Genomic DNA, 22,616 nt, shown 5'->3' on the forward strand with positions numbered 1-22,616 from the left:
GAACATGCGGATTGACCATATGATGCGCAATGCGCTGGCGCTGTTCGTCGCCGCCACATTGGCGGCCTGCGCGACTGCTCCTGCCGGCCCTGCCACGCCAGCGACACAGGCGGTGCAGGTGCAGGCCGCAGACGGCCTTGCCGGAGCGATCTTGGCAACGCCTGAAGATGGCGCGCGTCATCCTGCCGTGATCCTGTGGCCGGACCTGTCCGGCTTGCGCCCAGCCTATGCCGATATGGCGATAGAGATCGCGGAGGCGGGCTATGTGGTCCTTGTGCCCAACGCCTTCTACCGCAGCGTATCGCTGGATGGCTCCCCCGCGACGGCGCAACCACGCATGCCGTTTGGCGAGACGATGCAGCGCGGCGCACCGTGGCGAGAAGCTGCCAGTGACGCAGCGATCATCGCCGATACCCGCGCCTATGTGGCTTATCTCGACAGCCTGGGTTCGGTCGACGCGGCGGCGGGAATCGGGACGGTGGGCATCGATATTGGCGGGGCGCATGCCTTCGTGGCTGCGCGCGCTATGCCGGACCGGGTGAGAGCTGTCGCGGCGATCCATCCTTTGGCCATTGCAACCTCGCGCGATACCAGCCCGCACCTCTTCGTGGACCAGAGCAAGGCCGGCTATTTGATCGAGATCGCAAGCGCGGATGACGAACGTGAGCCGGGTGACAAGGATGACCTTCGCACTGCCTTTGCCGAGGCGGGGCTGACAGGACAGGTCGCCATTATCGACGCACCGCACGGGTATTACGTGGCCGACGATCCGGGTTATGACGAGACCGCCGCCAAGGCCGCCCGCGACGCCGTCATCGCGCTTCTGGATCAGGAATTGAAGTGACGGGATTTGATTTTTCGTAGCATATCCAGTGCCGCTCCAATCAAGCCGGGGCGCTGCCCTGCGCTAGGATCGAATGACAAATGACTTCGGGAAGAGGACCCAGCATGATCAACCGTCGCACATTTATCGGAACGACTGCAGCCGCCGCGGGCCTTGCCGCGTTGCCGCGTTCGGCCTTCGCCCATGTCATCAAGCCGTCCTACAAATTGTGGGACGCGCACGGGCATTTCTATACCAACGATGTCGACAACTATCCCTTCAATTCCACCACGGCACGCTACGGCCCGGAAATCATGGTGGCCAAGGCCATGCGCTTTCCGCAGACGCCCAAGGAAGTGTTCGAGTTCTGGGACGAGAACAACATCGCGAAGGGCGCAGGCGTGCAGTATTCCAGCACATACCGGTACGACAATTCCTACCTGCTGGATATTGCGGATGAATATCCCGACCGGATCGTGCCTGTCGTCATCCTCGATCCGCGCGCAGAAGATACGCCGGAAAAGCTGGCGACAATGGCGCGCGACAACAATATCGCCGGCGTCCGCTTCACCGGCGTCGACCGCGAGGGCTTCTTCCCCTTCCTGACCGATGCGGCTTCGGGCGCATGGGAGGCGGCCAATGATCTTGGCCTCGTGGTCGTGCTGATGCCGATCGGTGGGGACACGCCGGGCGCAATGGCAGCGGTTGGCGAACATGCGGCGCGCTATCCCAACACGAACATCCTGCTCGATCACATCGGCTTCCCGCGCCCGCAGGAACTGCCGGAAACCTGGGGCCTGACGCCGCAGCATCTCGCGCTCGCGGATCTGCCCAACGTCTATTACAAATACACCACCCTGCTGATCGAGCAGTTGCATGCCGCCAATATCGACGAGAAGCCATTCCTGGAGGCGATGGTAGGCACGTTCGGGGCAGACAAGCTGTGCTGGGGCAGCGATGTGGGCAACACGCCGGGCAGCATGTTCGGCTGGGTGCAATACGCACTCGCTTCCGCGCAGGGGCTGACGCCCGCTCAGCAGGAACAGCTGTTCTGGACCACGGCAGAGACGATCCATGTTCCGGGCGGTCGCGGCTCCTGACATTCGGTACCCGTAATGCCCGCTTGGCGAAGATCGGCACGGCCATGCAAGAACAATGCTCCGCACGTTGCGGGAAGGGATGAATATGGCAACTGACATGAGGCCCCCGATCACGCCCACCGGGCTCGAAAACGACGTGGTCTATTACCGCGATGACGAATTTTGCTCATGGCCCTTCACCAGCGGGTTCTGGGAAAATGGCGACGGTACGCTGATTGCCAATTTCATGACCCGGAACGTCAGCTATGCCAGCGGCGATGCCATTCGTCACGACGTGCTGGGCCAGAACAGCTCCAACCCGCGTACCGTCACGGTCCGGTCCTACGACCGGGGGCGGACATGGGATGGCGAGGATCCGCAATACAACATGATGGCAGGGCCCGGTGGTGGGGGAGAGGCGCTCGATCCCGAAACGATGCCGCAGGCGTTCGACGCGCCGGTGGACTACACGGACCCGAACGTGCTGGTTTCCAGCGGCAGCATGGATGGTTTCGCCACGGCTAGCACCAAAGCGACCACGCGGCTGTCTCGCGATGGCGGCAGGACGTGGGGGCCGACTGTCCTCGTGCCGATGGAAAACCTGCCATCCTTGACCGGCATACAATCCACAATGGTCCGGCCCGACGGGCGGATGCTGATGTTCCTGTTCTCTGTCGAGCCGGACAACACCCGCCGCCGCCCGCTCGTTTATGGCAGTGTGAACGAGGGCCGCGAATTCCGCTTCATGAACTACATCGTTCCGGAGGAAGATCCTTGGGGGAATGCCGATGGCGACTATGACGATCCCAGCGTCGCCTTCGTCGGCCACCGCTGGTTCTACCCGCGCGGCTACATGCTTTCGTCCGGCCGCATCATCTGCGTGATCCGTTGTCAGCGCGATCCGACGGGCGTGATGTGGAGCGAGGTTTACAGCAGCGATGATGGCGGGCGGACATGGGGCTTTCTGTCGCGCATCAATGATTTCGGCGCGCCGAGCAGCCTGGTGGTGATGCCGGATGACAGGGTGGTTGCGATCTACGGCTATCGCCTCGCGCCGCAGGGCATCCGGGCGCGCGTCAGCGAAGACGGGGGCAAGACCTGGGGCCGTGAACTGATCATCCGTGATGACGGCGGCAGCTGGGACCTTGGCTATCCCAATGTCTGGCACGTGGAGGGCAGCACCGTAGGCGCGCTTTATTATTTCAACAGCAAGGATGATCCGATCCAGGCCAACGGAGGCGTGCGGCATGTCGCGCGCAGCCTGTTCTCGATCGATTGACGGAACCTCCCACTGGTCCGGGGTCGCTTCTCAAATTCTGAAATCAGGCGGTCCCGGACATTTTTCCACTTTTCCTTGAGGAGGCAGCATCGTGTTCGGCAGCTCATCGGGTGTGGAGGGCTTGATAGACGCGCATGCGCGACGCATGATGGCAAAATGCCGTCCGATCTCACCACCCGGTAAAATGCCCGACATCGCACCCGACAAGGCCGAGGAATCGGTCCAGGCAGCGCGCATGACCGTGCGCATGCTCGAACAGCTTGCCACGCATGAAGAGCTGGGCGTGAGCGAGGTTGCCCGCGAGACAGGCATGACCAAGGCGCGTGTTTACCGCTATCTGCGCACGCTGGTAACGCTGGGCTATGCGGTGCAATACAACGGCAGTGACCGTTATGCGCTCGGCCCCAAGATGCAGGCCTTGGCGCGGGTCATCGGGCAATCGTCCGAAGAAGGTGTGGTGGACCTGACGCGGCCCTTGCTGCAACGCCTTCACGAGACTTTCGATCACACTTTCAACCTGTCGCTGGTCTACGGCGATTCTGTAACGATCGTGGAATCCCTGCAGGGCAAGGGGCTTGTCGGGATCGTTGTGCAAACAAACCAGCAACTGCCGCTGCACTCGACGGCGGCGGGAAAGTTGCTGCTGGCCGATCGGCTTCGGCGTGATGGTAATCTGCCGGAGGGCAAGCTGGAACGGTTCACGCCGCACACGATTCAGGACCGCGAAGTGCTGCTGCGCGATATCGAGGATGTTGCCGAAAAAGGCTGGGCTGACGCGCCGGAGCAGGTGGTGCTGGGCATCAATGCGGTAAGTGTGCCGATTTACGACCATCGCGAGGAACTGGTGGCCATGCTGACAGCTATGGATTCAATCCAGTTCATCACCCGCGAGCCCGCCGAAGGTCTGATCCGTGCGCTGTGCAATGCGGCAACGGAAATCAGCGCGCGACTGGCGGTTTAGGGGGTGGGCTTGTTAGCGGCGCTGGCCTGCTGGCGCCGCTGTCAGAGCGCGCCGATATATCCGCCATCGAGCGGGATCACATGGCCGTTGACATAGGCACCCGCACGAGAAGCCAGGAATATCACCACACCTTGCGCATCTTCCGCCTCTCCCGCGCGGCCTGCGGGAATGTAGGTCGCGATGCTGCTGCGCGTTGCTTCGCTTGTCGTATCGTGCATCTTTGACGGAAAAGGGCCGGGGGCGATGGCGTTCACGGTGATGTTGTCCTTGCCCAGCGATTTCGCCAGCGAACGGGTGATCTGGTGCAGGGCGGCTTTCGATGCGCCGTAGGGATGGGCTTCCCAATTGGGCACGTGCAGGCCGCCAATCGATCCGACATTAACGACCCGTGCCGGATCGCCGGGCTGCGATGCGGATTTGAGCATGGGCGTCAGCATCTTCACCAGGAAGATCGGCGCGCGCAGGTTGACGGCCATTACCTCGTCCCACGCTTCCTCCGTCAGATCGGCAAGGTCCCCGTCGCAATTGGTGCCCGCGTTGTTGACGAGAATGTGCAGCGCATTTTCTCTGATGGATAGTTTGGCAGCGAGGGCGGACGGGGAGGAGGCATCAGCGAAATCGGCGGCGAGGGCGATGACTTCGCCGTCGCTATCTTGAGCCAGTTGCCGGGCAACCTCCGACGTGCGTGAAAGGTCGCGGCCGGTCACGTAGGTCCGCACGCCGCGCTTCGCGAGGCCGGTGGCGATCATGGCCCCGATGCCGCTCGTCCCCCCGGTGACGAGAGCGGTTTTTCCTGCAAGCGAAAATAGCGGATCGGCGGTGGTCATGGCGGTTTCCCGAAGTGTTCGGGGCAGAGCATAGGAACCGAAAACCGCTCGATTCAAGCAGGAAAAAAGCCCTATGCAAATATACTTTGCGCGGCAAATTCGCGCGCCGGGCCGGTCAAGCCACCGTACGATTCCAAGCTAGTTTGACGAGGTGCGTCTGCCCTCTCCGGCGCACTCTCCCTGGGGCGGAGCCGCGACAGCCGCGGCTCCGTCTTAACGGGATCCAGCGCAAACCGCGCGCTCCCAGCAAACTTGTTTGTCTCGCCAGGCACGATGCCTGCCATGCCTGCGACGATTTGTAGCGCCGTCCTTCATGCTGCACCGCAAAAACGAAACGTTGTTTCGAAAACTTGACATGATGCGTAAATTGCGGTTAACCAGACAACCGGAAAAATGACCGAAAGATTCGGCGAGGGACGGCGGGGAGAGAGTGATGGAACTACTGAGCACGAAGGGCTTGCCCGAAGGGCGCAGGGCGGCAGCGTGGGCGGAACTGTACGCCACCCGCATGAGTGCCTGCGATTTCATACCGCAGCATCGTGACGAGTTCGATGCAGAGCTGCGGATCGGCCACCTTGGGCCGGTAAAGCTGGCGCGGCTGGAGCTGGATCGCTGCAGCGTGGAGCGTAAGCCTTCTCACATCTCCCGCAACTCCTCTCGCCTTTACAATTTCCTGTTGCAGGCGAAGGGCACGAGCATCTTCTCCCACTGCGGCAAGGAGGCCGAGCTGGTGGAGGGTGATTTCGTCCTTTGCGATACCAGCCTGCCACATTTCTTTCGGACCGAGACGCAGTCAACCACCGTCATGGTGCGTGTTTGTGCAGAGACCCTCAAAACCTATCTGCCCACACCGGCGCAATATTGCGGCCAACGCCTCGGCCGTGCGGATGGCTTGTCCGGCGCGGTAGCAGCGATGGTGGGCGAACTCAGCAGCGGCGGCGTCGCCAGTGTCAACCACATGTGCCAAGAGAGGGTGGCTCGATATCTCCTCGAAATGATCTCGATGGCCTACACCACGGGAGCAGGCATCGCGCCAAGCGAGGAAGCGACCGCCGTTGCATGGCAGCGCCACAAGGATGTCATTGGCTATATCGAGGACAATCTGCGCGACCCTGAACTTTCGCCCGCGACAATTTCCGAAGGCCTGCGAGTCTCGCCCCGCTATTTGCGCGCGGTGTTCTCTCCCGGCGGGGAAAAGATGGGCGCCTACATCCTGCGCCGCCGCCTTGAGGAATGCGCCCGGCAAATGGCCAGCCCGGCATGGAAGGCGCATACGCTGACCGAGATAGCCTTTTCGTGGGGCTTCAACAGTGCGGCCCATTTCACGCGCACCTTCAATGAAAAATATGGTCAGGCCCCGCGCGAATATCGCCGCTCCCGGCTCGCGTGTCTCGCGGCCTGAGAGAGAACCCGTCCGGCAATGATAGCTTGAGCAACGGGATGACAATCACAGTGCGATTCATCGCGACCAGCTGCGGTTTTTGCCCTTTTCGGAACTGAAACCTGCCTTAGTCGGCTTCGGCCTTTGCAGCGATTGCAGTTTTGCTCCTTCCATGAATAGTTGATCCTGCATCGGACGGTGGGTTTTCTCGCCGAGCCGGATCGTCGGAGGGAGATTAGTCTTGGCTGGAAGCCTGAAATACGCGTTCGCAAATGTAACGGGGTTGATGCTGCTCGCATCATGCGCAGCCGTGCAGGAGCCTGCGCCGCAGCCAGATCCGGGGCCGATCGCTGTTTACGGCAATGTGCAGACTTTCGAAATTGCCTCCACTCTTCTTGCAGCGGAAGAATTCTATCCGGGCGAGGCGACGGTGCGGATGGGCTCGATCGCCAACCTAGTGGGCGAACCGCCGGTGCCGGGCTTTGGCGAGGAAGGGGAGGCCGATGTTGCGACCAATGCCGAAACGCAGGCCCTGCGCTATTCGGTAAAGCATCCCAACCTGCGCATCCTGATGACGGTTACCGAGGGACTTTACCGCGTGGTTGCGCGCCGCTCCGCCGGGATCGAGAGCATGGCGGATATGCGCGGCAAGCGCGTCGCCACCATTCCGCAGACCTCGGCAGGCTACTTTTTCAAGCTGATGCTGGAACGCGAAGGCCTGAGCTACGCCGATATCGAAGCGGTTTCCATCGTGCCGCTTGCCGGCATGACCGAGGCGCTGGAAGCTGGCGAAGTCGACGCGGTGGTGATCTGGGAGCCTGAAAGCGAAAATGCCGCGCAGGTGCTGGGCGACGACCTGATCGTGTTCAGCGGCGAGGGCGTTTACCGCGAGCTATTCAATTTGAATTCCACCGCAGAAAAGCTGGCGGATCCGGTTACCCGCAAGAAGATCGTCTATTTCATCCGCGCGATACTGGATGCGAGCGAAGAGGTTCGCAGCGATCCCGCACGGGCGCAGCAGCTGGTGACGCAATCGGGCGAGTTCGATCCGCAGGACGTGGTCGATAGCTGGGAACACCATGCATGGCTCGCCAACGTGCCGGATGACCTGCTGGATGTGCTGGTGGTGCAGGAACAATGGCTTGCCGAGCGCGACGATCGCGAGCCGCGCACGCGCGAACAGCTTGCCACGCTGATCGACACCAGCGTTTACGAAGAAGCCGTCGCGCTGGGAGCGGGCGGATGATCCGTAACGCTTTCATCCTGTTTTGCGCAGCTCTGCTGGCCATTCCCGCTGCGGCGCAGGAGGCCGCGAATGACGTCGCGCTGGAAACTGCGCGCCTCGAAGACCTGCGCTCCATCCGCGAGATCAAGAACCTGCAGGCCACGTGGGGGCATCTGGCATTCCACGGAGCCTTTCCCGCCATGGCTTCTTTGCTGACCAATGATATCGAACTGGTGAGGGCGGGTAGCGTCATCACCGGACCTGCTGGCGTGGAAGGCTGGCTGCGTGAAACACAGGGCGATGGCAGCAGCGGTGATGCTTTCGTCCCCGGCATTCTCAACGCGCGGATTTTTCTCAGCCCGGTCATCACGCTGGCTAAGGATGGCCAGTCTGCCACCGCACGCTGGCATGAAGTGGCCATGACCGGTCGCAGCGGAGAGCGCGCCGATTGGCAGGGCCTGACCCACGTCATCGACTATCGCCTGGACCGGGGCGAGTGGCGGATCTCCCGCATCCGGCCCTATGAGCATTTCGCCGGAACCCAGGCCGATGGCTGGTTCCACGATGCCGAGACGCTGGAGCGCGCGCCCTATCACTACACGCCGGACGAGGCGGGCCGGATATTCACCGGCAGGAGCGCCGCCGAACCGATGAGCCACGCGCAACTGGCAGCGCAATCGGGCGCGCTGCTTGATCAGAGCCATGCGCTCAACCTGGTGAATGCCTATGGCTATTATCTCGATCGCGGGTTGTACGACGATATCGTGGACCTGCTGGCCGACGACGCGACCATTGATGTCGCCGGACAAGGGCGCTGGGTAGGGGCGGATGGCGCGCGGCGCTATCTGCTCCGCTTCGGTGCACCGGGGCTGGAGCAGGGGGAACTGAACGACCGGCCTCTGCTGATGCCGAAGACAACCTTCCTGCCAGACGGCCAGATCGAAATCATGACGATCGAGCTGGGCATGACGGGGCAGCATGGCGGCAGCGGACAATGGTCGATCAGCACGCAGGTATTCCGCCTTGGCGAGGGCGAGGACGGCGTGTGGCGCATCGCCGCCATTACCCGCACGCCCTTTATGCGCGCCGATTATGAAACGGGGTGGAGCGATCCGCTGCCCGCAGCGCTGCCGGTGCCCGCTGGCGGAGAGCCGGATGCGGAGACCACGGTGCATGCGATGGCCTATCCGCAATCGGCCTATGGCGTGCCGCTGGCATCGCCATCGCTGAACCTGCCACTGTTCCGGCTGGAAGAGAAAGCCACGGGCGAGGTCACGAGCGAGGTGAATGCGCTCAATCATGCCGAGGCTTTTGACGGGGCGGCGAATGTTTCGAATGCCTATGGCTATTACATCGATCAGTTCGCCTGGCGCGACACCGCCGCCGTCTTCTCTCGCGATGGCTGGAAAGAGCTATCCTATATCGGCACCTTCATCGGTAAGGACCGGGTGCTCGCCAGCTTGATCCAGCGCTATGGCGAGGGCGGACCGAACGATGCCTTCCAGGCCATTCACCAGAAGACCCAGCCCTATGTCACCGTATTCGGCGATGGAACGCGCGCCTTCGTGCGCAACCGTTTGCTGCAATTCAATTCCGGTACGGAGCCGGGCGGCAGCTGGATCGGCGGCGTTTACGAGAACCAGGTGATCAAGGAAGATGGCATCTGGCGTATCCACGGCATGGATCTCGATTACGTCTGGCTGGGCGATTACGACGGCGGCTGGATGGGCATAGATCCTGCCAACAACTCGCGCTTTGGCGTGAGTGCGGATGTCATCGCCGAATTCGCCCCAAATGCGCCCCTGCGCGGCGAAACCTTCGCGCCCTTCCCTGATATCAGGCCGATGGGCTTCCACTTTGATAACCCCGTCAGCGGCCGGAAGGCCGAAACGCCGCTGACCTGGTCTGACGGCAATCGCGAGTGAAACTGGACCATGACGATGTATGAATCTGACGACCCGCGTGCGGGCCTCTCAACAGCCAAGGGTGGATCGGGGCAGGCCGCAGCGTCAGCCAGCGATGCCTTCGGCACCAGCACCTACGCCCGCTATTACGACAGCGAACCGCAGGAGCGCAGCGACCATGCCCGAACATGGTACACCAGGGGCCAGAACATGGTCGTCTGCTATTCCGAGGTGGAAGACGGCGCGGTGTTCGAGCGCGACGGACAGGTGGACGAATATGTTCTGCTGCTGCCCGAAACCAACGTCAGCGCCACGGTAGAGGCCAATGGCGAGACGCAGGAGGTCGAACCGTTTTCGATCACCATGATCCCGCCGGGCGACAGCAGGATCAAGCTGCATGGCGAAGGGCCGGCCGTGCGGCTGATCTCCACCCGCTCTCCCGATATCGTGGCCAAGGTCCACAATGCCGACCGCTATCCGGGCGATCATCCGCATGTGCCGGAACTGGAATCATGGCCCACACCGAATGGCGGTTTTCGCATCCGCAGCTACAGCCTCGACGTGCCCGATGAAGAGGGGCGTTTCGGCAAGATTTTCCGCTGCACCACCTTCATGGTCAACGTGTTTCCCCCGCAGGGTCCGCGCGATGTCACCAAGCTTTCGCCGCATCATCACGACGATTTCGAGCAATGCTCGCTGGCGGTGAAGGGCTGGTACATGCACCACCTGCGCTGGCCCTGGACGGCCGATCAGAACGAGTGGCGGGAGGATGAGCACGAGAGGTGTCTTGCCCCGTCGGTCTGCGTCATTCCGCCGCGCGTGATCCACACCTCCGCGCCATCGGATCCCCAGACCAATGTCCTCGTTGATATTTTCTCGCCCCCGCGGGAAGATTTCTCCGACATGCCTGGCTGGGTGCTCAACGCGGATGATTATCCGCGCAAGTGAGGCGCAGGGGAGGGGAAAACGAATGACCGCGGCAGGAGGAAACTCGATTGCGGGCAGTTTGATCATCGACTGCCACGCCCACGTGTTCGATGCATATATGCCGACAAGTCCCGATGCCTGGACGGTGCCGGACTATGCCTTCACGGTCGAGGATCTGCTTGGCACGCTCAATGCACACGGCGTGCATTTCGCCGTGCTTTCGGGCCTGTCCATTTCGGGCGGATACAACGACTACATGATCCGTGCTCTGCGGCAGCACAAGCGGTTGAAGGGCACCGCCATCGTCGATCCCCGGACAGACCTTTATACGCTGGAGCGGATGCAGGCGGACGGCATCGTAGGGGTGCGGCTGCAACTGGCGCGGCAGCAGACACTGCCCGACTTCAAATCTGCGGACTGTCAGCTGCTGATCCGCCGCATGCGCGATCTCGACTGGCATGCGCAAGTCGCGGTGGAAGGGCACAACCTGCGGCAGGTGATAGACCCCTTGCTGGATGCAGGGGTGAAAGTGGTGATCGATCATTTCGGCCATCCTGCGCCTGAAGACCCGCTGGGCTGCGATGGTTTCGATGCCATGCTGGCCGCTGTCGATACGGGTTTGTGCTGGATAAAGATGTCAGCGGGTTTCCGTCTGCCGGGAACGGCCGCGTGGCGCGACGATCCCGATGGCGATCTTGAAAGCGTTGCCGCGACGGTGGCGGCAGAGTTGCTGCGCCGCGTTGGTACCGATCGCCTGCTGTGGGGCAGTGATGCACCATTTGTGGGCTATGAAAGCCGGGTGACTTATGAGCAGGTTCTGGCCAGCTATGCCCGTTGGCTGCCCGACCCGGAAAAGCGCGCGGAAATCTGCCGCACGGGCCTGCAACTTTACTTCAATTGATCCGGTAATGCCCGGCCTGCGAGTGCCGCCTGCGGCAGAAAGGCGTACCCTTTTGGGAAAGCCCTGAATCCCCTTCCCTGCGAATGAAACAACCGAAGCGTCATCTCCGGCCACCAGAAACCCGGAAGAATGAGGCGCCGGACTTTGAGGGAGGGAATACATGCTTTTGAAACGATCACGTACTGGTAAACTGGAGACAGGAGCCGCACTGGCCGCATTGGCCATCGGTCTGCTGTCGGCGACTTCGGCCATGGCCCAGGAAAACGTTCCGCCGCCCGCTGACCCTGTCAGAACTGACGATGCAGAAGCCTCCATCGTGGTGACCGGCACGCGCATCAGGCGCGATGGCTTTAACGAGCCGACACCGGCAACCGTCTTTAGCGCGGAAACGACCAATGATCTTGGCATCGTGAATGCAGGCGACATCGTTGAACTGATCCCGCAGAACACCGCGTTCCAGTCCGACGCAACGGCGGGCATCACCGCCGGTGCCGATGTGGGCGCAAGCTTTGCCAACCTTCGCGGCCTCAACCCTGATGGTGGCACCCGCACGCTTACGCTGGTCAACTCGCGTCGCTTCGTGCCGACATCCAATGGCGGGTCGGTCGATCTCAACATGATCCCGACGGCAATGATCGAGCGGGTGGAAACGGTGACCGGCGGCGCTTCTGCTGCCTATGGCTCTGACGCCATTGCCGGTGTGGTCAACATCATCCTCAACACAAATCTTGAAGGGTTGCGGCTCCAGGCCGACTACGGGCAGACCTTCCGCGGGGATGGTGAGGATTATCACGCGTCCGCTGTTTACGGCACGTCCTTCGGTGATGGCCGCGGCCATGTGGTGTTCGGCGGCGAATACCAGAACGTGAAGGGCATTGGGGATTGTGCCGCCGTGCGCCTGTGGTGTGCGGAAAGCTGGGATATTTTCTCCAATGAAGGTGACGTGCTGCGCGATGGCACTGTGACCGGCTACAACACGCCCGGTTCTTCCACTTTCGGCGAGCCCAATTTCGTCATTGCGCCCAATTCCAAGCAGGCCTTCAACGATAGCCGCGGCGTGGTTCGCAACCGTGGCCCGGCAAATCCTGCCGCGCGCAACCTGCGCTTCAACGACGATGGCACGGCCATCTTCGACTTTGACCCCGGCATTTACGTAAACGCCAACACCTTCGGCCCGCGCAGCGGCGGCGACGGCGAATCCACCTATGCCGATTCCGATATCCAGACACCGCAGGAACGCTACGTCGGATATCTCTATGCGGAATACGCCTTCAGCGACGCGATCGAGGCTTACACAGAGCTGACCTACTCGCACCGGGAGGCATCGAATTCCGGCGTCACCGCAGGTCCGCGCTCGACCTTCTTCATTAAGCCGGACAATGCCTATCTGCCGGATGAACTTGTCGATCTGCTCGACGGTACGTCCTTCAGCCTCGGCAAGGATGTGGACAGTCAGATCCCGGCCTTCAACCAGGTGGAAGCCGATGTTTTCCGCGGGGTTCTGGGCTTTACGGGCGAAATCGGCAGCAACTGGACCTGGGACGTCTATTACCAGTACGGCAAGAACGACCAGCATCGCGATGGCCGCTATTCGCGCGTCAACACCGAGTTCCAGTATGCGCTCGATGCGGTTGACGAGGGCCAGTTCCTCACCGGCACGCCCAATGGCAACGTCGTCTGCCGCGAAACGCTGGCCGCAAATCCGGACCCGCGCTCGCAAGGCTGTGCACCGCTCAATCTGTTTGGCCTCGACAATCTGACGCAGGAGGCGATCGATTATGCCTATCGCCCGATCGTGCAGGATTTCAAATATTCGCAGCACGTTCTTGCTGGTGTGATCAGCGGTGACCTGTTCGCAGGGTTCGGAGCCGGTCCCATCGGTGCTGCAATCGGCGCGGAATATCGCACTGAAAAGGGTGACGTGACCAATGGCGACATTCCCAACTTCAATGATTACGCCTTCACCTTCGGCACCGATTACGGCGGCTCCATCGACGTTTTCGAGGCATTCGGCGAGCTGAATGTCCCGATCCTTGCCGATGTTCCCTTCGCCGAAATCCTGGAGCTGAACGGCGCGGTCCGCTGGACGCAGAACACCGCCGACAACGCCAACACCGGGGAGAGCAAGACCACCGATGCAATCAGCTACAAGCTGGCAGGTATCTGGGAACTTGGCGCAGGTGTCCGCCTGCGCGGTTCGCGGTCCCGCGATATCCGATCGCCGGGTTTCCGCGAGTTGTTCAACCAGCAGGTGCCGACCGAGGAAGGCTCTTCGCAGGGCATTGTCGACAATTTCAACATTCCCGGCTCACCGGGGCTGGGTGATGACCCGACACCCATCCTGAACGGAGGCAGCTTTGCGCTGCAACCGGAAAGCGCGGACACGACCACGCTCGGCGTCGTCTTCCGTCCCGACTTCATTCCCGGTCTGCGGCTGTCGGCTGACTGGTACCAGATCGAGGTGACCGACACCGTCACCACGCTGCCGGGCCAGAGGATCGTGGATTTCTGCGGCGACTTTGACCTGTTCTGCGATCGCATCACCTTTGCCTCGCCAAACGACATCACCTTCGTCGATGCGCGGCAGGTGAACCTTGGCAGCCTGGACGTGCGCGGCTTCGATTTCGAACTGGCGTATAATTTGCCGCTGTACGAGGTGTTCGCCGGATCGGAAGGGGCGGTAAGCCTGCGCTTGCTGGCCAACCACCAGTATGATTTCCAGGTACAGGCCGATCCAACGACGCCGGTCATCGATTATGCCGGTCAGTCTGGCCCGGTTACGAACGGCGGCGATTTCAACCCGGCACCGGATTGGATCTACAACGGGTTCCTGTCCTACGACGATGACAATTTCAACGCGACGCTGTCGGTCCGCCATATTCCAAGCGGCATTTACGACGTGGAGAAGATCGGGCCGCAAGACGCGGGTTATGACCCGTCACTGCCGGACAGCATCAATGACAACCGTGTAGACAGCGCGACCTATTTCGGCCTCGCCATGTCCTACCAGATACCCATCAACGCTGGCGGAGACCGGTACGTGGAGGTGTTTGGCGCGATCCAGAACCTGTTCGACACCAAGCCTCCGGTTGCGCCGGGCGGTGGTGGCCTTGGCGGGTCCAACTACCCGACCAACCCCGTCTATTTCGACACCTTCGGATCGCGTTTCCGCGCAGGGGTTAGGCTGCGCTACTGATCCTGACAGGGTCGACGAAGCAAGGGGCCGGATCGCAGCAAAGCGATCCGGCCCCTCTTTGTTTGTAATTTGAACTGTAGCGCCCGCTGGCGCTGCCCATTGGAAGCTAGAAGGCTACAGCGTCGCCGCCCTTCAGGCCCAGCATTTCGCGTGCTTCGGCTGGCGTTGCCACTTCGCGGCCCAAAGCCTCCACGATGCCGCGCAGCTTCGAGACCTGTTGAGCGTTGCTCTTGGCGAGCTCGCCGCGATCTATGAACAGGCTGTCCTCCAGCCCGACGCGCGCATTGCCGCCCAGCAGGACGGACTGCGTGCCAAAATCCATCTGGTGCTTGCCCGCGGCAAATGCGGAGAAGATGTAGTCCTCGCCAAACAGGCTGTCGGCAACCGTAACCATGTGGCCAAGGTTGCGCAGGTCCGGCCCGATCCCGCCAAGGATGCCGAATACGCCCTGCACCAGGAACGGCGGATCAATCAGCCCGCGATCGGCAAAATGCGCCAGCGTGTAGAGGTGTCCGATGTCGTAACATTCGAATTCGAAGCGCGTGCCGAACTCCCGGCCGACTTCCAGCATGATGCGTTCGATATAGGCGTTGTCATTATACATTATGCGGCCGCGCGAGCTTTCGACATATTCGCGCTCCCACTCATGCTGCCAGTGCTCCACTCTTTTGCCAGCGCCCGAAAAGTCGAAGATCAGCGGGCCCATGTTGAGGGAACAGACTTCGGGCTGGGCGGCCTTCGCGCCTTCCAGCCGGTCATCCAGGCTCATCATGGCGCTGCCGCCGGTGGAGATGTTGATTACCGCATCGCAGCCCTGCTTGATGCGCGGCAGGAAGCGCATGAAGTCCGCCGCGCGCGGGCTGGGGCTGCCATCAGCCTCATTGCGGGCGTGAAGGTGCAGGATAGCGGCCCCGGCCTCCGCCGCCTCGATCGCCGCGTGGGCGATCTGGTCTGCCGTGACTGGCAGATGCGGCGACATGGAGGGCGTGTGGATGGAGCCTGTGGGCGCGCAAGTGAGGATTACCTTGTTCGTCTTGCGCATTCACATGTTCCTTACAGACCGGCCTGACAGATGTACTTGGTGTTGAGATATTCCTCGATGCCATGGTGAGAGCCTTCGCGGCCCACGCCCGACATCTTCACCCCGCCAAACGGCGCGGAGGCATTGGAGATGAGGCCGGTGTTGATCCCGACCATGCCCGACTGCAGTCCACGCGAGACATGCGCGATGGTTTCCGGGTCACTGGAGCAGAGATAGGCGGCGAGGCCGAACGGGGTGTCGTTCGCCAGCTCGAGGCCCTTCTCGATTGTGTCGAAACCGATGACACCGGCGAGCGGCCCGAAGGTTTCCTCATGCGCCAGTTTGGCGTCTGCGGGCACGTCCGTCAGCAGGGTGGGAATGGCGATCCGGCCACCGGGAGACGATCCACCTGCAACGCATTGCGCGCCATGCGACAAGGCGTCCTCGCGGTGTTCGTCCACCTTCTCTATCGCATCGCCATCGATCAGCGGGCCGATGTCGTTATCCTCGTCAAACCCGTCACCGGCCGACATCTGAGAGACGCGATCCTTGAACGCATCGAGGAACTTGTCGCGTATGCCGTCCTGCACATAGATGCGGTTGGCAGCGATGCAGCTTTGCCCGCTGTTGCGGAATTTCGCGACCATCGCGGCTTCGACGGCAGTGTCCAAGTCGGCATCGTCGAAGATCAGCATGGGGGCGTTGCCGCCCAGTTCCATGCTCACCTTTTTCATCGTCGCTGCGCATGCCTCCATCAGCGAAACGCCCACGGGGGTGGAGCCGGTGAAGGTCAGCTTGCGCACGGCCATGCTTTTCGTCAGCACCTTGCCGATGTCGCTGGATTTGCCGGTGACGACGCTGAACACGCCCGCGGGAATGCCCGCTTCCTCGCCCAGCTTGGCGAAGGCGAGCGCGGTGAGCGGGGTCTGCCCAGCGGGCTTTGCCACCATGGTGCAGCCTGCGGCCATCGCCGGGGCCGCCTTGCGTGTCAGCATCGCCAGGGGGAAATTCCACGGCGTGATGGCCGCGCATACGCCAACAGGTTCGCGCTCTGCCAGCAGGCGGCGGCCCGGCTTGTCGGCGGGGATGATCTCGCCCAGCACGCGCGTTGCCTCGTCGGCGTAGAATTCCATGAACTGGTTGGCGTAATCGACCTCGCCGCGCGCTTCGCGAATGGCCTTGCCGTTTTCGCGCGTCATTATCGTGGCAAGGTCTTCCTTGTGCTCCTCGATCAGTTCGAACCATTTGCGCACGATGGCTCCGCGCTCCTTGGCCGGGCGCGTCGCCCAGTCGGGCAGGGCTTCGGACGCAGCATCGATTGCGCGCTGCGTGGTCGCGGCGCTGACAGAGGCAATTTCGGTGATGGTGTCGCCGGTGAACGGGTCATCCACCGCAATAGCGTCGTTTTCCCCTTCAACCCATTTGCCGGCGACGAACGCCTTGGAGATGAGCAGGTCTGGTTGGTTAAGCTTGCCGCGTTGTTCGGTCATGTTTCCTCGTCGAGATCCGGATTGGTGATCGGAGTGTCACTCTCGAACAAATGCTCGAAACGCCGAAAAGTGCACAGCCACCTGCCATCGACGCGGCGGAAACGGTCCGTGGCAAGAGAGATCGTTACCGGCACATGGCTGGCGAGCGGCTTCTCGCCATTCGCGGCGTAGAGGAACAGGAAGTTGGTCGCCTCGGCCGTGTCTTCGCCCGTGAAATACGCGCGGAAATTGGTGAAGCTGTGTACCGACAATCGTGGGCCTTGTCCGCGCCGCCAGTCATAGAAGGCCTGGATCTTGTCACGCCCTACGTAGGAGGCGAACTGACCGTGGAATTCGGCGTCCGGTGTGTAATATGCGCTGGCACCGGCGCCGCCGTTGAAATCGATCTCGTGCCAGTAGTCTGCCAGCACCAGCGCCAGCTCCTGCGTCAATGCCGATCTGCTGTCGCTTGTCATGCCCGTCTCCGCCAATAGTAACCTGGCGAGCGCTGACAGGTTAGGGGAGCGGCGACTTGCCTGTCGGGGCAGGGTGACTTGCCCTAAACGGTTTGGTGCAGAATCTGGCGGTCACTTCATCATGCGGCGCCGATATTCGCGCGGGGCGACGCCGTGATGTTCGTGAAATGTGCGCGTGAAGTGGGATGCGCTGTTGAAGCCCCAGCCAAATGCGATCTCGGTCAGCGTATGGCCGCACCAGTTGGGATCGCGGATCTGCTTTGCGCATTCCTCAAGCCGCCGCCGGATGACATAGGATGAAACCTTCTCGCCGGAACTCGCGAAGATCGTGCGCAGGTAGCGCGGCGAGATGCGCATGCCCTTCGCAATGCTGGCAGGTGACAGGTTCGGATCGCGCAGATTATCCTCGATATAACGGATAACCTCTGCATGCCGCCCGCGAAGCACGGCGGATACATCGGGCTCCAGATCGAAGCCGATGGCATAGGACATGGAGAGCATTTCCAGCACGTTCTGTGCGAAACGCTCGTCATAAGTGGAGGTGAAGCCCTTCTCCAGCTGCCTGTCCAACCGCTCCAGCATGGCCGACATCGTGGCGGTCAGGCCGACTTCGTTTTTCAGGTGCAGGCCGCAGAAACGCTCCGGCGTGGGCAGATGCTTCTTCAGCGTCTTGGCATCGATCCGCAGCATGATCACGATGCTGTTGTCGTCCACGGTGAAATTGTGCGGGGCGGAACTGTCGCACAGGGCGAAGTCGCCCGCGGTCAGCTGCGCTTCCTGCCCGCAATGCGAAAGCGTGCTGCTGCCGCTGGCCTGCAACAGGAAGGAATAGAGCCGCTGCTGGCTGGGCAGAATGTGTTTGCGCGTTCGCATTATGTTGGTGCGATTGGTGCACATGCGCGCAAACTGGATCGGGCCCAGCTGCCCCAGGCTCAGCCGTGCGGCGAAATCGACATTGCTGGCGGGCGTGAATTCGACGTTGTTGAGCTGCTTTGAATAAAGCGCATTCCACGCTGAAGTCCGCGTGGCCGCCGGCAACGTGTCGGAATTGTAGGACTGCATTCGCTTTCCTCTCTCCGGCCCAGGCTTCTTGTCGAGCCATTGGTACCTGTTATCAATACTCTAACATCGTTCGTCGTTTGGCAAGTCGGGCCACTGGCCTATGCACCTCCCGCTACGGCCAGATTTGCGCCGGTTACGTAAGATGCTTCGTCCGATGCGAGATAGATCACCGCATCGGCGATCTCGGAAGGTTCGGCAACGCGGCCCATGGCCACGGCTGCTGCGCCCTTTGCCTGCCGCTCTGCGCTCAGCATCCCTGTATCCACCGGGCCGGGCGAGACGCAATTCACGCGAATGCCCTCCTGCGCCACCTCTCGCGACAGGCCGATGGACAGGCTGTTCACGCCGCCCTTGCTGGCAGCGTACCAGACATATTCGCCCGAAGAGCCGCGATCCGATGCGCGCGAGGATATGAAGATGATGGAGCCGCCTTTGCCCCCGTGCCGCGTGGACATGCGCTTAACGCTTTCGCGGGCGCACAGCATCGCACCGGTCAGGTTGATCGCAACCACATCGCGCAGCGTTTCGCCGCTGACTTGCGCCAGCGGAGACGCGGGGCCGGTGATGCCGCTGGAGTAGACCATCGCGGAAAGCGGCCCGAGTTCGGCTGCTTTTTCAAACAGCGCCACCACATCGCTTTCGTCTGCGACATTGCAGGGAAGGGCAGTCGCAGAACCACCTTCCGCGTCGATCTCGCGAACCACCGCAGCCGCTTCATCGGGGCTGCTGGCGTAGGTGAGCGCGACGGTATAGCCGCGCCGTGCCGCCTTTCTTGCCGTCGCGGCACCAATCCCGCGATTGCCGCCAATCACCAGCATTACGCCCTTGCTCATGCATCACTCCGATCTGTCACTGGTTCCTGTCCGGGCGAAAGGGCGCGCCCGACGGTTTCAGGAAGGATCAGCGTGGGTATCAGTGCGCAGGCAATGCCGACAATCCCCATCGTCGCCATTGCTGCGCTAAGCGGCATGAATTGCGCGGTAATCGGGACGGCGAGGATGAACAGCGCCGCTCCGGCCCGGCCAGAGTTGTAGGCAAAGGCCTGGCCCGATCCACGTATCTCGGTGGGGAAAAGCTCGGTGAAATAAGGGCCGAAGCTGGCATACATGCCGAACTGGAAGAAGCCGTAGATCATCCCGATCGGTACCAGGAACCAGAGGTTCCCGCCCCATGGCCCGAACAGGTAAATAGACGCCATGATAAGAAAGCCGAAGCCGAACAGGCGAAACACGGTGCGCCTGCCCATCACGTCGCTGATATAGGAATTGGCGATGCAGCCGAAGAAGCCGCCGGCCGAATTCACCAGCACCAGCAGGCCCGCCACGGTCTGCGTCAGCCCGCGCTCCACCGTCATGAAAGAGGTCAGGTAATTGGCAACCGAATAGGCCGCACCCTGCACGCCGAGGGACAGCATGGAGGCCAGCAGCGTGATCCACACCACCTTGCGATTGAAGATCGCACCAAGGCCGACGCTGCGGTTCTCTGCCTTCAGTTTGGCATGGGTATCCTTGAAGATCTGCGAATCGTCCGAACCCTTGCGAATGAAGAAGATCAGCAGCGCCGGGGCAAGGCCAGCCCAGAAAGCGATGCGCCAGCCGATATCGGGATCGAAGCTGGCCGCCACCGGCCCCGCCATCAGCGCCGCGATGCCCGATCCGATCGGAGCGCCCGATTGCACCGCGCCCAGCGCCTTGCCGCGATGCCTGGGATTGATCATCTCGCCCAGCAGCACCGCGCCCACGGCCCACTCGGCACCAAAGCCGATGCCGTGGAGCACGCGGATCACCAGCATCTGCTCATAATTCTGCGCGAAGCCCGAGAGGAAGGAGAAAACCGAGAACCACAGGATGGTGACGATCAGGATGCGCGCACGGCCATACCGGTCGCACAACCAGCCGCCCAGCCAGCCGCCGATCGCCGCTGCAAAATAGCTGGCACTGGCGATGGATCCGGCCTCGGTCAGCGTAATGCCCAGCGACATGATCAGGAGCGGTATCAGGTACTGGAAGACCTGCGCGTCCGCGGCATCCATTACCCAGCCGCCAAACACGGTCCAGAAAACGCGCCGGGTCTTGCGCGGGGCTTCGCGATACCAGCCGAACAGGCTGCGATCCGGCGCTTCGGATTCTGCGCCTTCAGCTTCGGCAGGGATGTTCGTCGCGGTGGTCATAGCGCTGCCTCGTAAATGGCCAGGGCATCTGCCTCGGTAACCTCACGCGGGTTGTTCTTCAGCAATCGCTGCACGGTCATGGCCGCGGCTGCCATCTTGGGCAGGGCGTTGGAACTGATCCCCACGTCGCTAAGGCGGCGGTCGATACCCACGACGGAAGAAAGGCGTTCAATCTCGGCAACGCCTGCATGCGCATCGGCGCGCGCATCGCCCGTCGGCTCCACGCCCAAGGCGTAAGCGACCTGTGCATAGCGGCCCGCTTCAAGCTCTGTATTAAAGCGGATGACGTGCGGCAGCAAAAGCGAGTTTGCCACCCCGTGCGGAATATGGAACTCTCCACCAAGGGGATAGGCGAGCGCATGTACGGCAGCAGTGTTGACGGGGCCAAGGCACATCCCGCCCAGATGGCTTGCCATCAGCATGCCCTCCCGCGCCGCAAGATCATTGGGTTCCTCGCAGGCGCGTTCCAAATTTTCGGCGATCAGGCGGATGCCGTCCAGCGCCCAGCGATCCACCACGGGATGCGAAAAGCGGTTGGCATAAGCCTCGATACAATGCGTCAGCGCGTCCAGCCCGGTGGAGGCGGTTACCTTGCGCGGCATAGAGCAGGTGAGCTTCGCGTCGAGATAAGCGAAGTCCGGCACCAGATGGCGGCTGACGACGCCCTTCTTGAGCTCGGCCTCCTCGTCTTCGATGATGGCGATTGGGGTGACTTCGCTGCCGGTGCCCGCCGTGGTGGGGATGCAGGCGAGGGGAAGCGTGCGATCCGCCAGAAGGTCTATCCCGACCACATCCTCGAACGATTGCGGTGACTGGTGCAGCGCTGCGACCAGTTTTGCGAGGTCCATCGCGCTGCCACCGCCAAGGCCGATCACAAAGTCGGCATTGAAGTCCGTCGCTGCTGCCAAGGCCTGCAACAGATCGGCGCGCGTCGGCTCGCCTTCGGGGCCGGAGTAGACGAGGTTGTCAATCTTCCGCGCATCCAGGGCTTGCGAAAGGGGCGCAGCCAGCGCGGCGATGGGGCTGGAGGTTATGATCATGACCTGCTTCGCCCCGGCAGCAGCGCAGTCACTAGCGCACTTGGTCAGGATGTCGGCACCAATCCTCACGCAGGAAACCTGGTACAGGTTGATACTTGTGTCAGTCACTTTGGCGGTCTCCCCTCGCGCGGCACCCTTGGCATGTTCGGCGTATTTCTCAGGGCGTGCCTCTTATCGCCGCTGGGATCGGGGTTTTCCAGTATGATGGGTGCCCTCAACTTGACCCAAGCGGCATCATATCCGGTCATAAGCGGCTCAGGAGCGATTGGCGGTTTTTTGGCGGACCAGGGATGTGCAGGATATTGCCATGCACGACCATCCAGAAGCACTCGTCCTCGCCTATCGCGGCAAGGCACCGCAGATACACCCCAGCGCTTTCATAGCGCCGGGGGCAAAGATCATCGGCGACGTGGAGATCGGTGAACACGCAAGCATCTGGTACAACTGCGTTCTGCGCGGCGATCTTGGCCCGATCAGGGTCGGCGCGCGCAGCAATGTGCAGGACGGCACCGTGATCCATGTCGAAGGACCGCGCATTGGCGCGAAGGGCGAAGTGCTGCCCACCATCATTGGTGAGGATACGTTGATCGGGCACATGGCAGTGCTGCACGGTTGCCGCGTGGATGATCGCGCCTTCGTGGGGATGGGCGCCATAGTCATGGACAAGGCGGGGGTGCTCTCAACCGGGATGCTGAGTGCAGGAGCGCTGCTAACTCCGGGAAAAACCGTGGGAGCGGGCGAGATCTGGAGCGGCCGTCCGGCAAAACCGATGCGCGCGCTGACGCCCGAAGAAATCGCCGGCATGGCGGAGCAGTGCGATCATTACCTGGAAATGGCGGACCACCATCGTGGCCTCGCGAACGTGGGCTGAGGGC

General features: G+C 61.8%; 19 protein-coding genes. 11 read left to right on the top strand and 8 right to left on the bottom strand.

From position 1 onward, the window contains the following. Nucleotides 1-4: 4 nt before the first annotated feature. The 4 genes from GRF63_RS05875 (at nt 5) to GRF63_RS05890 (ending at nt 4,142) form a co-directional block, all read left to right on the top strand. Nucleotides 5-844, top strand: a complete 840-nt coding sequence (locus tag GRF63_RS05875) for a dienelactone hydrolase family protein (protein ID WP_160484998.1) — start codon at nt 5-7, stop codon at nt 842-844. A 104-nt stretch (nt 845-948) separates the two neighbouring features. Continuing rightward, nucleotides 949-1,923: an amidohydrolase family protein gene (locus GRF63_RS05880; protein ID WP_160484999.1), complete on the top strand. Its 975-nt coding sequence runs from the start codon at nt 949-951 to the stop codon at nt 1,921-1,923. Between the two features lie 97 nt (nt 1,924-2,020). Further along, nucleotides 2,021-3,181 carry a sialidase family protein gene (locus GRF63_RS05885; protein WP_160485000.1) on the top strand — a complete coding sequence of 387 codons (1,161 nt, stop codon included), beginning with the start codon at nt 2,021-2,023 and terminating at the stop codon, nt 3,179-3,181. A gap of 184 nt (nt 3,182-3,365) precedes the next feature. Continuing rightward, nucleotides 3,366-4,142: an IclR family transcriptional regulator gene (locus GRF63_RS05890; protein ID WP_160485001.1), complete on the top strand. Its 777-nt coding sequence runs from the start codon at nt 3,366-3,368 to the stop codon at nt 4,140-4,142. A 41-nt stretch (nt 4,143-4,183) separates the two neighbouring features. On the opposite strand, the gene GRF63_RS05895 is transcribed toward GRF63_RS05890, so the two are convergent. Continuing rightward, on the bottom strand, nt 4,184-4,969 hold the full coding sequence (locus tag GRF63_RS05895) for an SDR family oxidoreductase (protein WP_160485002.1): 786 nt from the start codon (nt 4,967-4,969) through the stop codon (nt 4,184-4,186). Nucleotides 4,970-5,402: 433 nt separating this feature from the next. Here GRF63_RS05895 and GRF63_RS05900 point away from each other — a divergent pair, with 433 nt between their 5' ends. The 6 genes from GRF63_RS05900 to GRF63_RS05925 all read left to right on the top strand — a co-directional run bounded on the left by GRF63_RS05900 (nt 5,403) and on the right by GRF63_RS05925 (nt 14,503). Continuing rightward, nucleotides 5,403-6,371: a helix-turn-helix domain-containing protein gene (locus tag GRF63_RS05900; protein WP_160485003.1), complete on the top strand. Its 969-nt coding sequence runs from the start codon at nt 5,403-5,405 to the stop codon at nt 6,369-6,371. Between the two features lie 265 nt (nt 6,372-6,636). After that, nucleotides 6,637-7,596, top strand: coding sequence for an ABC transporter substrate-binding protein (locus GRF63_RS05905; RefSeq protein WP_160485004.1), 960 nt, complete (start codon nt 6,637-6,639; stop codon nt 7,594-7,596). After that, the gene (locus GRF63_RS05910) at nt 7,593-9,500 is read left to right on the top strand and encodes a nuclear transport factor 2 family protein (protein ID WP_160485005.1); all 1,908 of its coding nucleotides are present in this window, start codon (nt 7,593-7,595) and stop codon (nt 9,498-9,500) included. Before GRF63_RS05905 ends, GRF63_RS05910 begins: the two co-directional genes overlap by 4 nt. A gap of 9 nt (nt 9,501-9,509) precedes the next feature. Next, nucleotides 9,510-10,427: a cupin domain-containing protein gene (locus GRF63_RS05915; protein WP_237392302.1), complete on the top strand. Its 918-nt coding sequence runs from the start codon at nt 9,510-9,512 to the stop codon at nt 10,425-10,427. A gap of 22 nt (nt 10,428-10,449) precedes the next feature. Beyond that, nucleotides 10,450-11,307, top strand: coding sequence for an amidohydrolase family protein (locus GRF63_RS05920; RefSeq protein ID WP_160485006.1), 858 nt, complete (start codon nt 10,450-10,452; stop codon nt 11,305-11,307). Nucleotides 11,308-11,467: 160 nt separating this feature from the next. Beyond that, nucleotides 11,468-14,503 carry a TonB-dependent receptor plug domain-containing protein gene (locus tag GRF63_RS05925; protein ID WP_160485007.1) on the top strand — a complete coding sequence of 1,012 codons (3,036 nt, stop codon included), beginning with the start codon at nt 11,468-11,470 and terminating at the stop codon, nt 14,501-14,503. A gap of 106 nt (nt 14,504-14,609) precedes the next feature. On the opposite strand, the gene kce is transcribed toward GRF63_RS05925, so the two are convergent. From kce to GRF63_RS05960, 7 genes are all read right to left on the bottom strand, one after another. Then, the gene (kce, locus tag GRF63_RS05930) at nt 14,610-15,545 is read right to left on the bottom strand and encodes a 3,5-dioxohexanoate:acetyl-CoA acetone transferase (RefSeq protein WP_160485008.1); all 936 of its coding nucleotides are present in this window, start codon (nt 15,543-15,545) and stop codon (nt 14,610-14,612) included. 11 nt (nt 15,546-15,556) lie between these two features. Further along, nucleotides 15,557-17,014 carry an NAD-dependent succinate-semialdehyde dehydrogenase gene (locus GRF63_RS05935; RefSeq protein WP_160485009.1) on the bottom strand — a complete coding sequence of 486 codons (1,458 nt, stop codon included), beginning with the start codon at nt 17,012-17,014 and terminating at the stop codon, nt 15,557-15,559. Beyond that, nucleotides 17,011-17,469: a nuclear transport factor 2 family protein gene (locus tag GRF63_RS05940; protein ID WP_160485010.1), complete on the bottom strand. Its 459-nt coding sequence runs from the start codon at nt 17,467-17,469 to the stop codon at nt 17,011-17,013. Before GRF63_RS05940 ends, GRF63_RS05935 begins: the two co-directional genes overlap by 4 nt. Before the next feature lie 111 nt (nt 17,470-17,580). Continuing rightward, nucleotides 17,581-18,531 (bottom strand): helix-turn-helix domain-containing protein, encoded by a 951-nt coding sequence (locus GRF63_RS05945; protein ID WP_160485011.1) that lies wholly within the window; start codon nt 18,529-18,531, stop codon nt 17,581-17,583. A gap of 98 nt (nt 18,532-18,629) precedes the next feature. Continuing rightward, nucleotides 18,630-19,364 carry an SDR family oxidoreductase gene (locus GRF63_RS05950; RefSeq protein ID WP_160485012.1) on the bottom strand — a complete coding sequence of 245 codons (735 nt, stop codon included), beginning with the start codon at nt 19,362-19,364 and terminating at the stop codon, nt 18,630-18,632. Continuing rightward, the gene (locus GRF63_RS05955) at nt 19,361-20,701 is read right to left on the bottom strand and encodes an MFS transporter (protein WP_237392303.1); all 1,341 of its coding nucleotides are present in this window, start codon (nt 20,699-20,701) and stop codon (nt 19,361-19,363) included. Before GRF63_RS05955 ends, GRF63_RS05950 begins: the two co-directional genes overlap by 4 nt. Further along, a complete protein-coding gene (locus GRF63_RS05960) occupies nt 20,698-21,849 on the bottom strand; it encodes an iron-containing alcohol dehydrogenase (RefSeq protein WP_160485013.1) in 1,152 nt (383 codons plus the stop codon). Before GRF63_RS05960 ends, GRF63_RS05955 begins: the two co-directional genes overlap by 4 nt. A 199-nt stretch (nt 21,850-22,048) precedes the next feature. Here GRF63_RS05960 and GRF63_RS05965 point away from each other — a divergent pair, with 199 nt between their 5' ends. Then, nucleotides 22,049-22,612 (top strand): gamma carbonic anhydrase family protein, encoded by a 564-nt coding sequence (locus GRF63_RS05965; protein ID WP_160485014.1) that lies wholly within the window; start codon nt 22,049-22,051, stop codon nt 22,610-22,612. The last annotated feature ends 4 nt before the right edge of the window (nt 22,613-22,616 follow it).

Origin of the sequence: Aurantiacibacter rhizosphaerae (assembly GCF_009807005.1) — a bacterium.
GTDB classification, from domain to species: domain Bacteria; phylum Pseudomonadota; class Alphaproteobacteria; order Sphingomonadales; family Sphingomonadaceae; genus Alteraurantiacibacter; species Alteraurantiacibacter rhizosphaerae.

Coding starts and splice junctions, on each gene's coding strand:
- GRF63_RS05875 (WP_160484998.1), top strand. CDS start 5: ATGCGGATTGACCATATGATGCGCAATGCGCTGGCGCTGTTCGTCGCC.
- GRF63_RS05880 (WP_160484999.1), top strand. CDS start 949: ATGATCAACCGTCGCACATTTATCGGAACGACTGCAGCCGCCGCGGGC.
- GRF63_RS05885 (WP_160485000.1), top strand. CDS start 2,021: ATGAGGCCCCCGATCACGCCCACCGGGCTCGAAAACGACGTGGTCTAT.
- GRF63_RS05890 (WP_160485001.1), top strand. CDS start 3,366: ATGCCCGACATCGCACCCGACAAGGCCGAGGAATCGGTCCAGGCAGCG.
- GRF63_RS05895 (WP_160485002.1), bottom strand. CDS start 4,969: ATGACCACCGCCGATCCGCTATTTTCGCTTGCAGGAAAAACCGCTCTC.
- GRF63_RS05900 (WP_160485003.1), top strand. CDS start 5,403: ATGGAACTACTGAGCACGAAGGGCTTGCCCGAAGGGCGCAGGGCGGCA.
- GRF63_RS05905 (WP_160485004.1), top strand. CDS start 6,637: ATGCTGCTCGCATCATGCGCAGCCGTGCAGGAGCCTGCGCCGCAGCCA.
- GRF63_RS05910 (WP_160485005.1), top strand. CDS start 7,593: ATGATCCGTAACGCTTTCATCCTGTTTTGCGCAGCTCTGCTGGCCATT.
- GRF63_RS05915 (WP_237392302.1), top strand. CDS start 9,510: ATGACGATGTATGAATCTGACGACCCGCGTGCGGGCCTCTCAACAGCC.
- GRF63_RS05920 (WP_160485006.1), top strand. CDS start 10,450: ATGACCGCGGCAGGAGGAAACTCGATTGCGGGCAGTTTGATCATCGAC.
- GRF63_RS05925 (WP_160485007.1), top strand. CDS start 11,468: ATGCTTTTGAAACGATCACGTACTGGTAAACTGGAGACAGGAGCCGCA.
- kce (WP_160485008.1), bottom strand. CDS start 15,545: ATGCGCAAGACGAACAAGGTAATCCTCACTTGCGCGCCCACAGGCTCC.
- GRF63_RS05935 (WP_160485009.1), bottom strand. CDS start 17,014: ATGACCGAACAACGCGGCAAGCTTAACCAACCAGACCTGCTCATCTCC.
- GRF63_RS05940 (WP_160485010.1), bottom strand. CDS start 17,469: ATGACAAGCGACAGCAGATCGGCATTGACGCAGGAGCTGGCGCTGGTG.
- GRF63_RS05945 (WP_160485011.1), bottom strand. CDS start 18,531: ATGCAGTCCTACAATTCCGACACGTTGCCGGCGGCCACGCGGACTTCA.
- GRF63_RS05950 (WP_160485012.1), bottom strand. CDS start 19,364: ATGAGCAAGGGCGTAATGCTGGTGATTGGCGGCAATCGCGGGATTGGT.
- GRF63_RS05955 (WP_237392303.1), bottom strand. CDS start 20,701: ATGACCACCGCGACGAACATCCCTGCCGAAGCTGAAGGCGCAGAATCC.
- GRF63_RS05965 (WP_160485014.1), top strand. CDS start 22,049: ATGCACGACCATCCAGAAGCACTCGTCCTCGCCTATCGCGGCAAGGCA.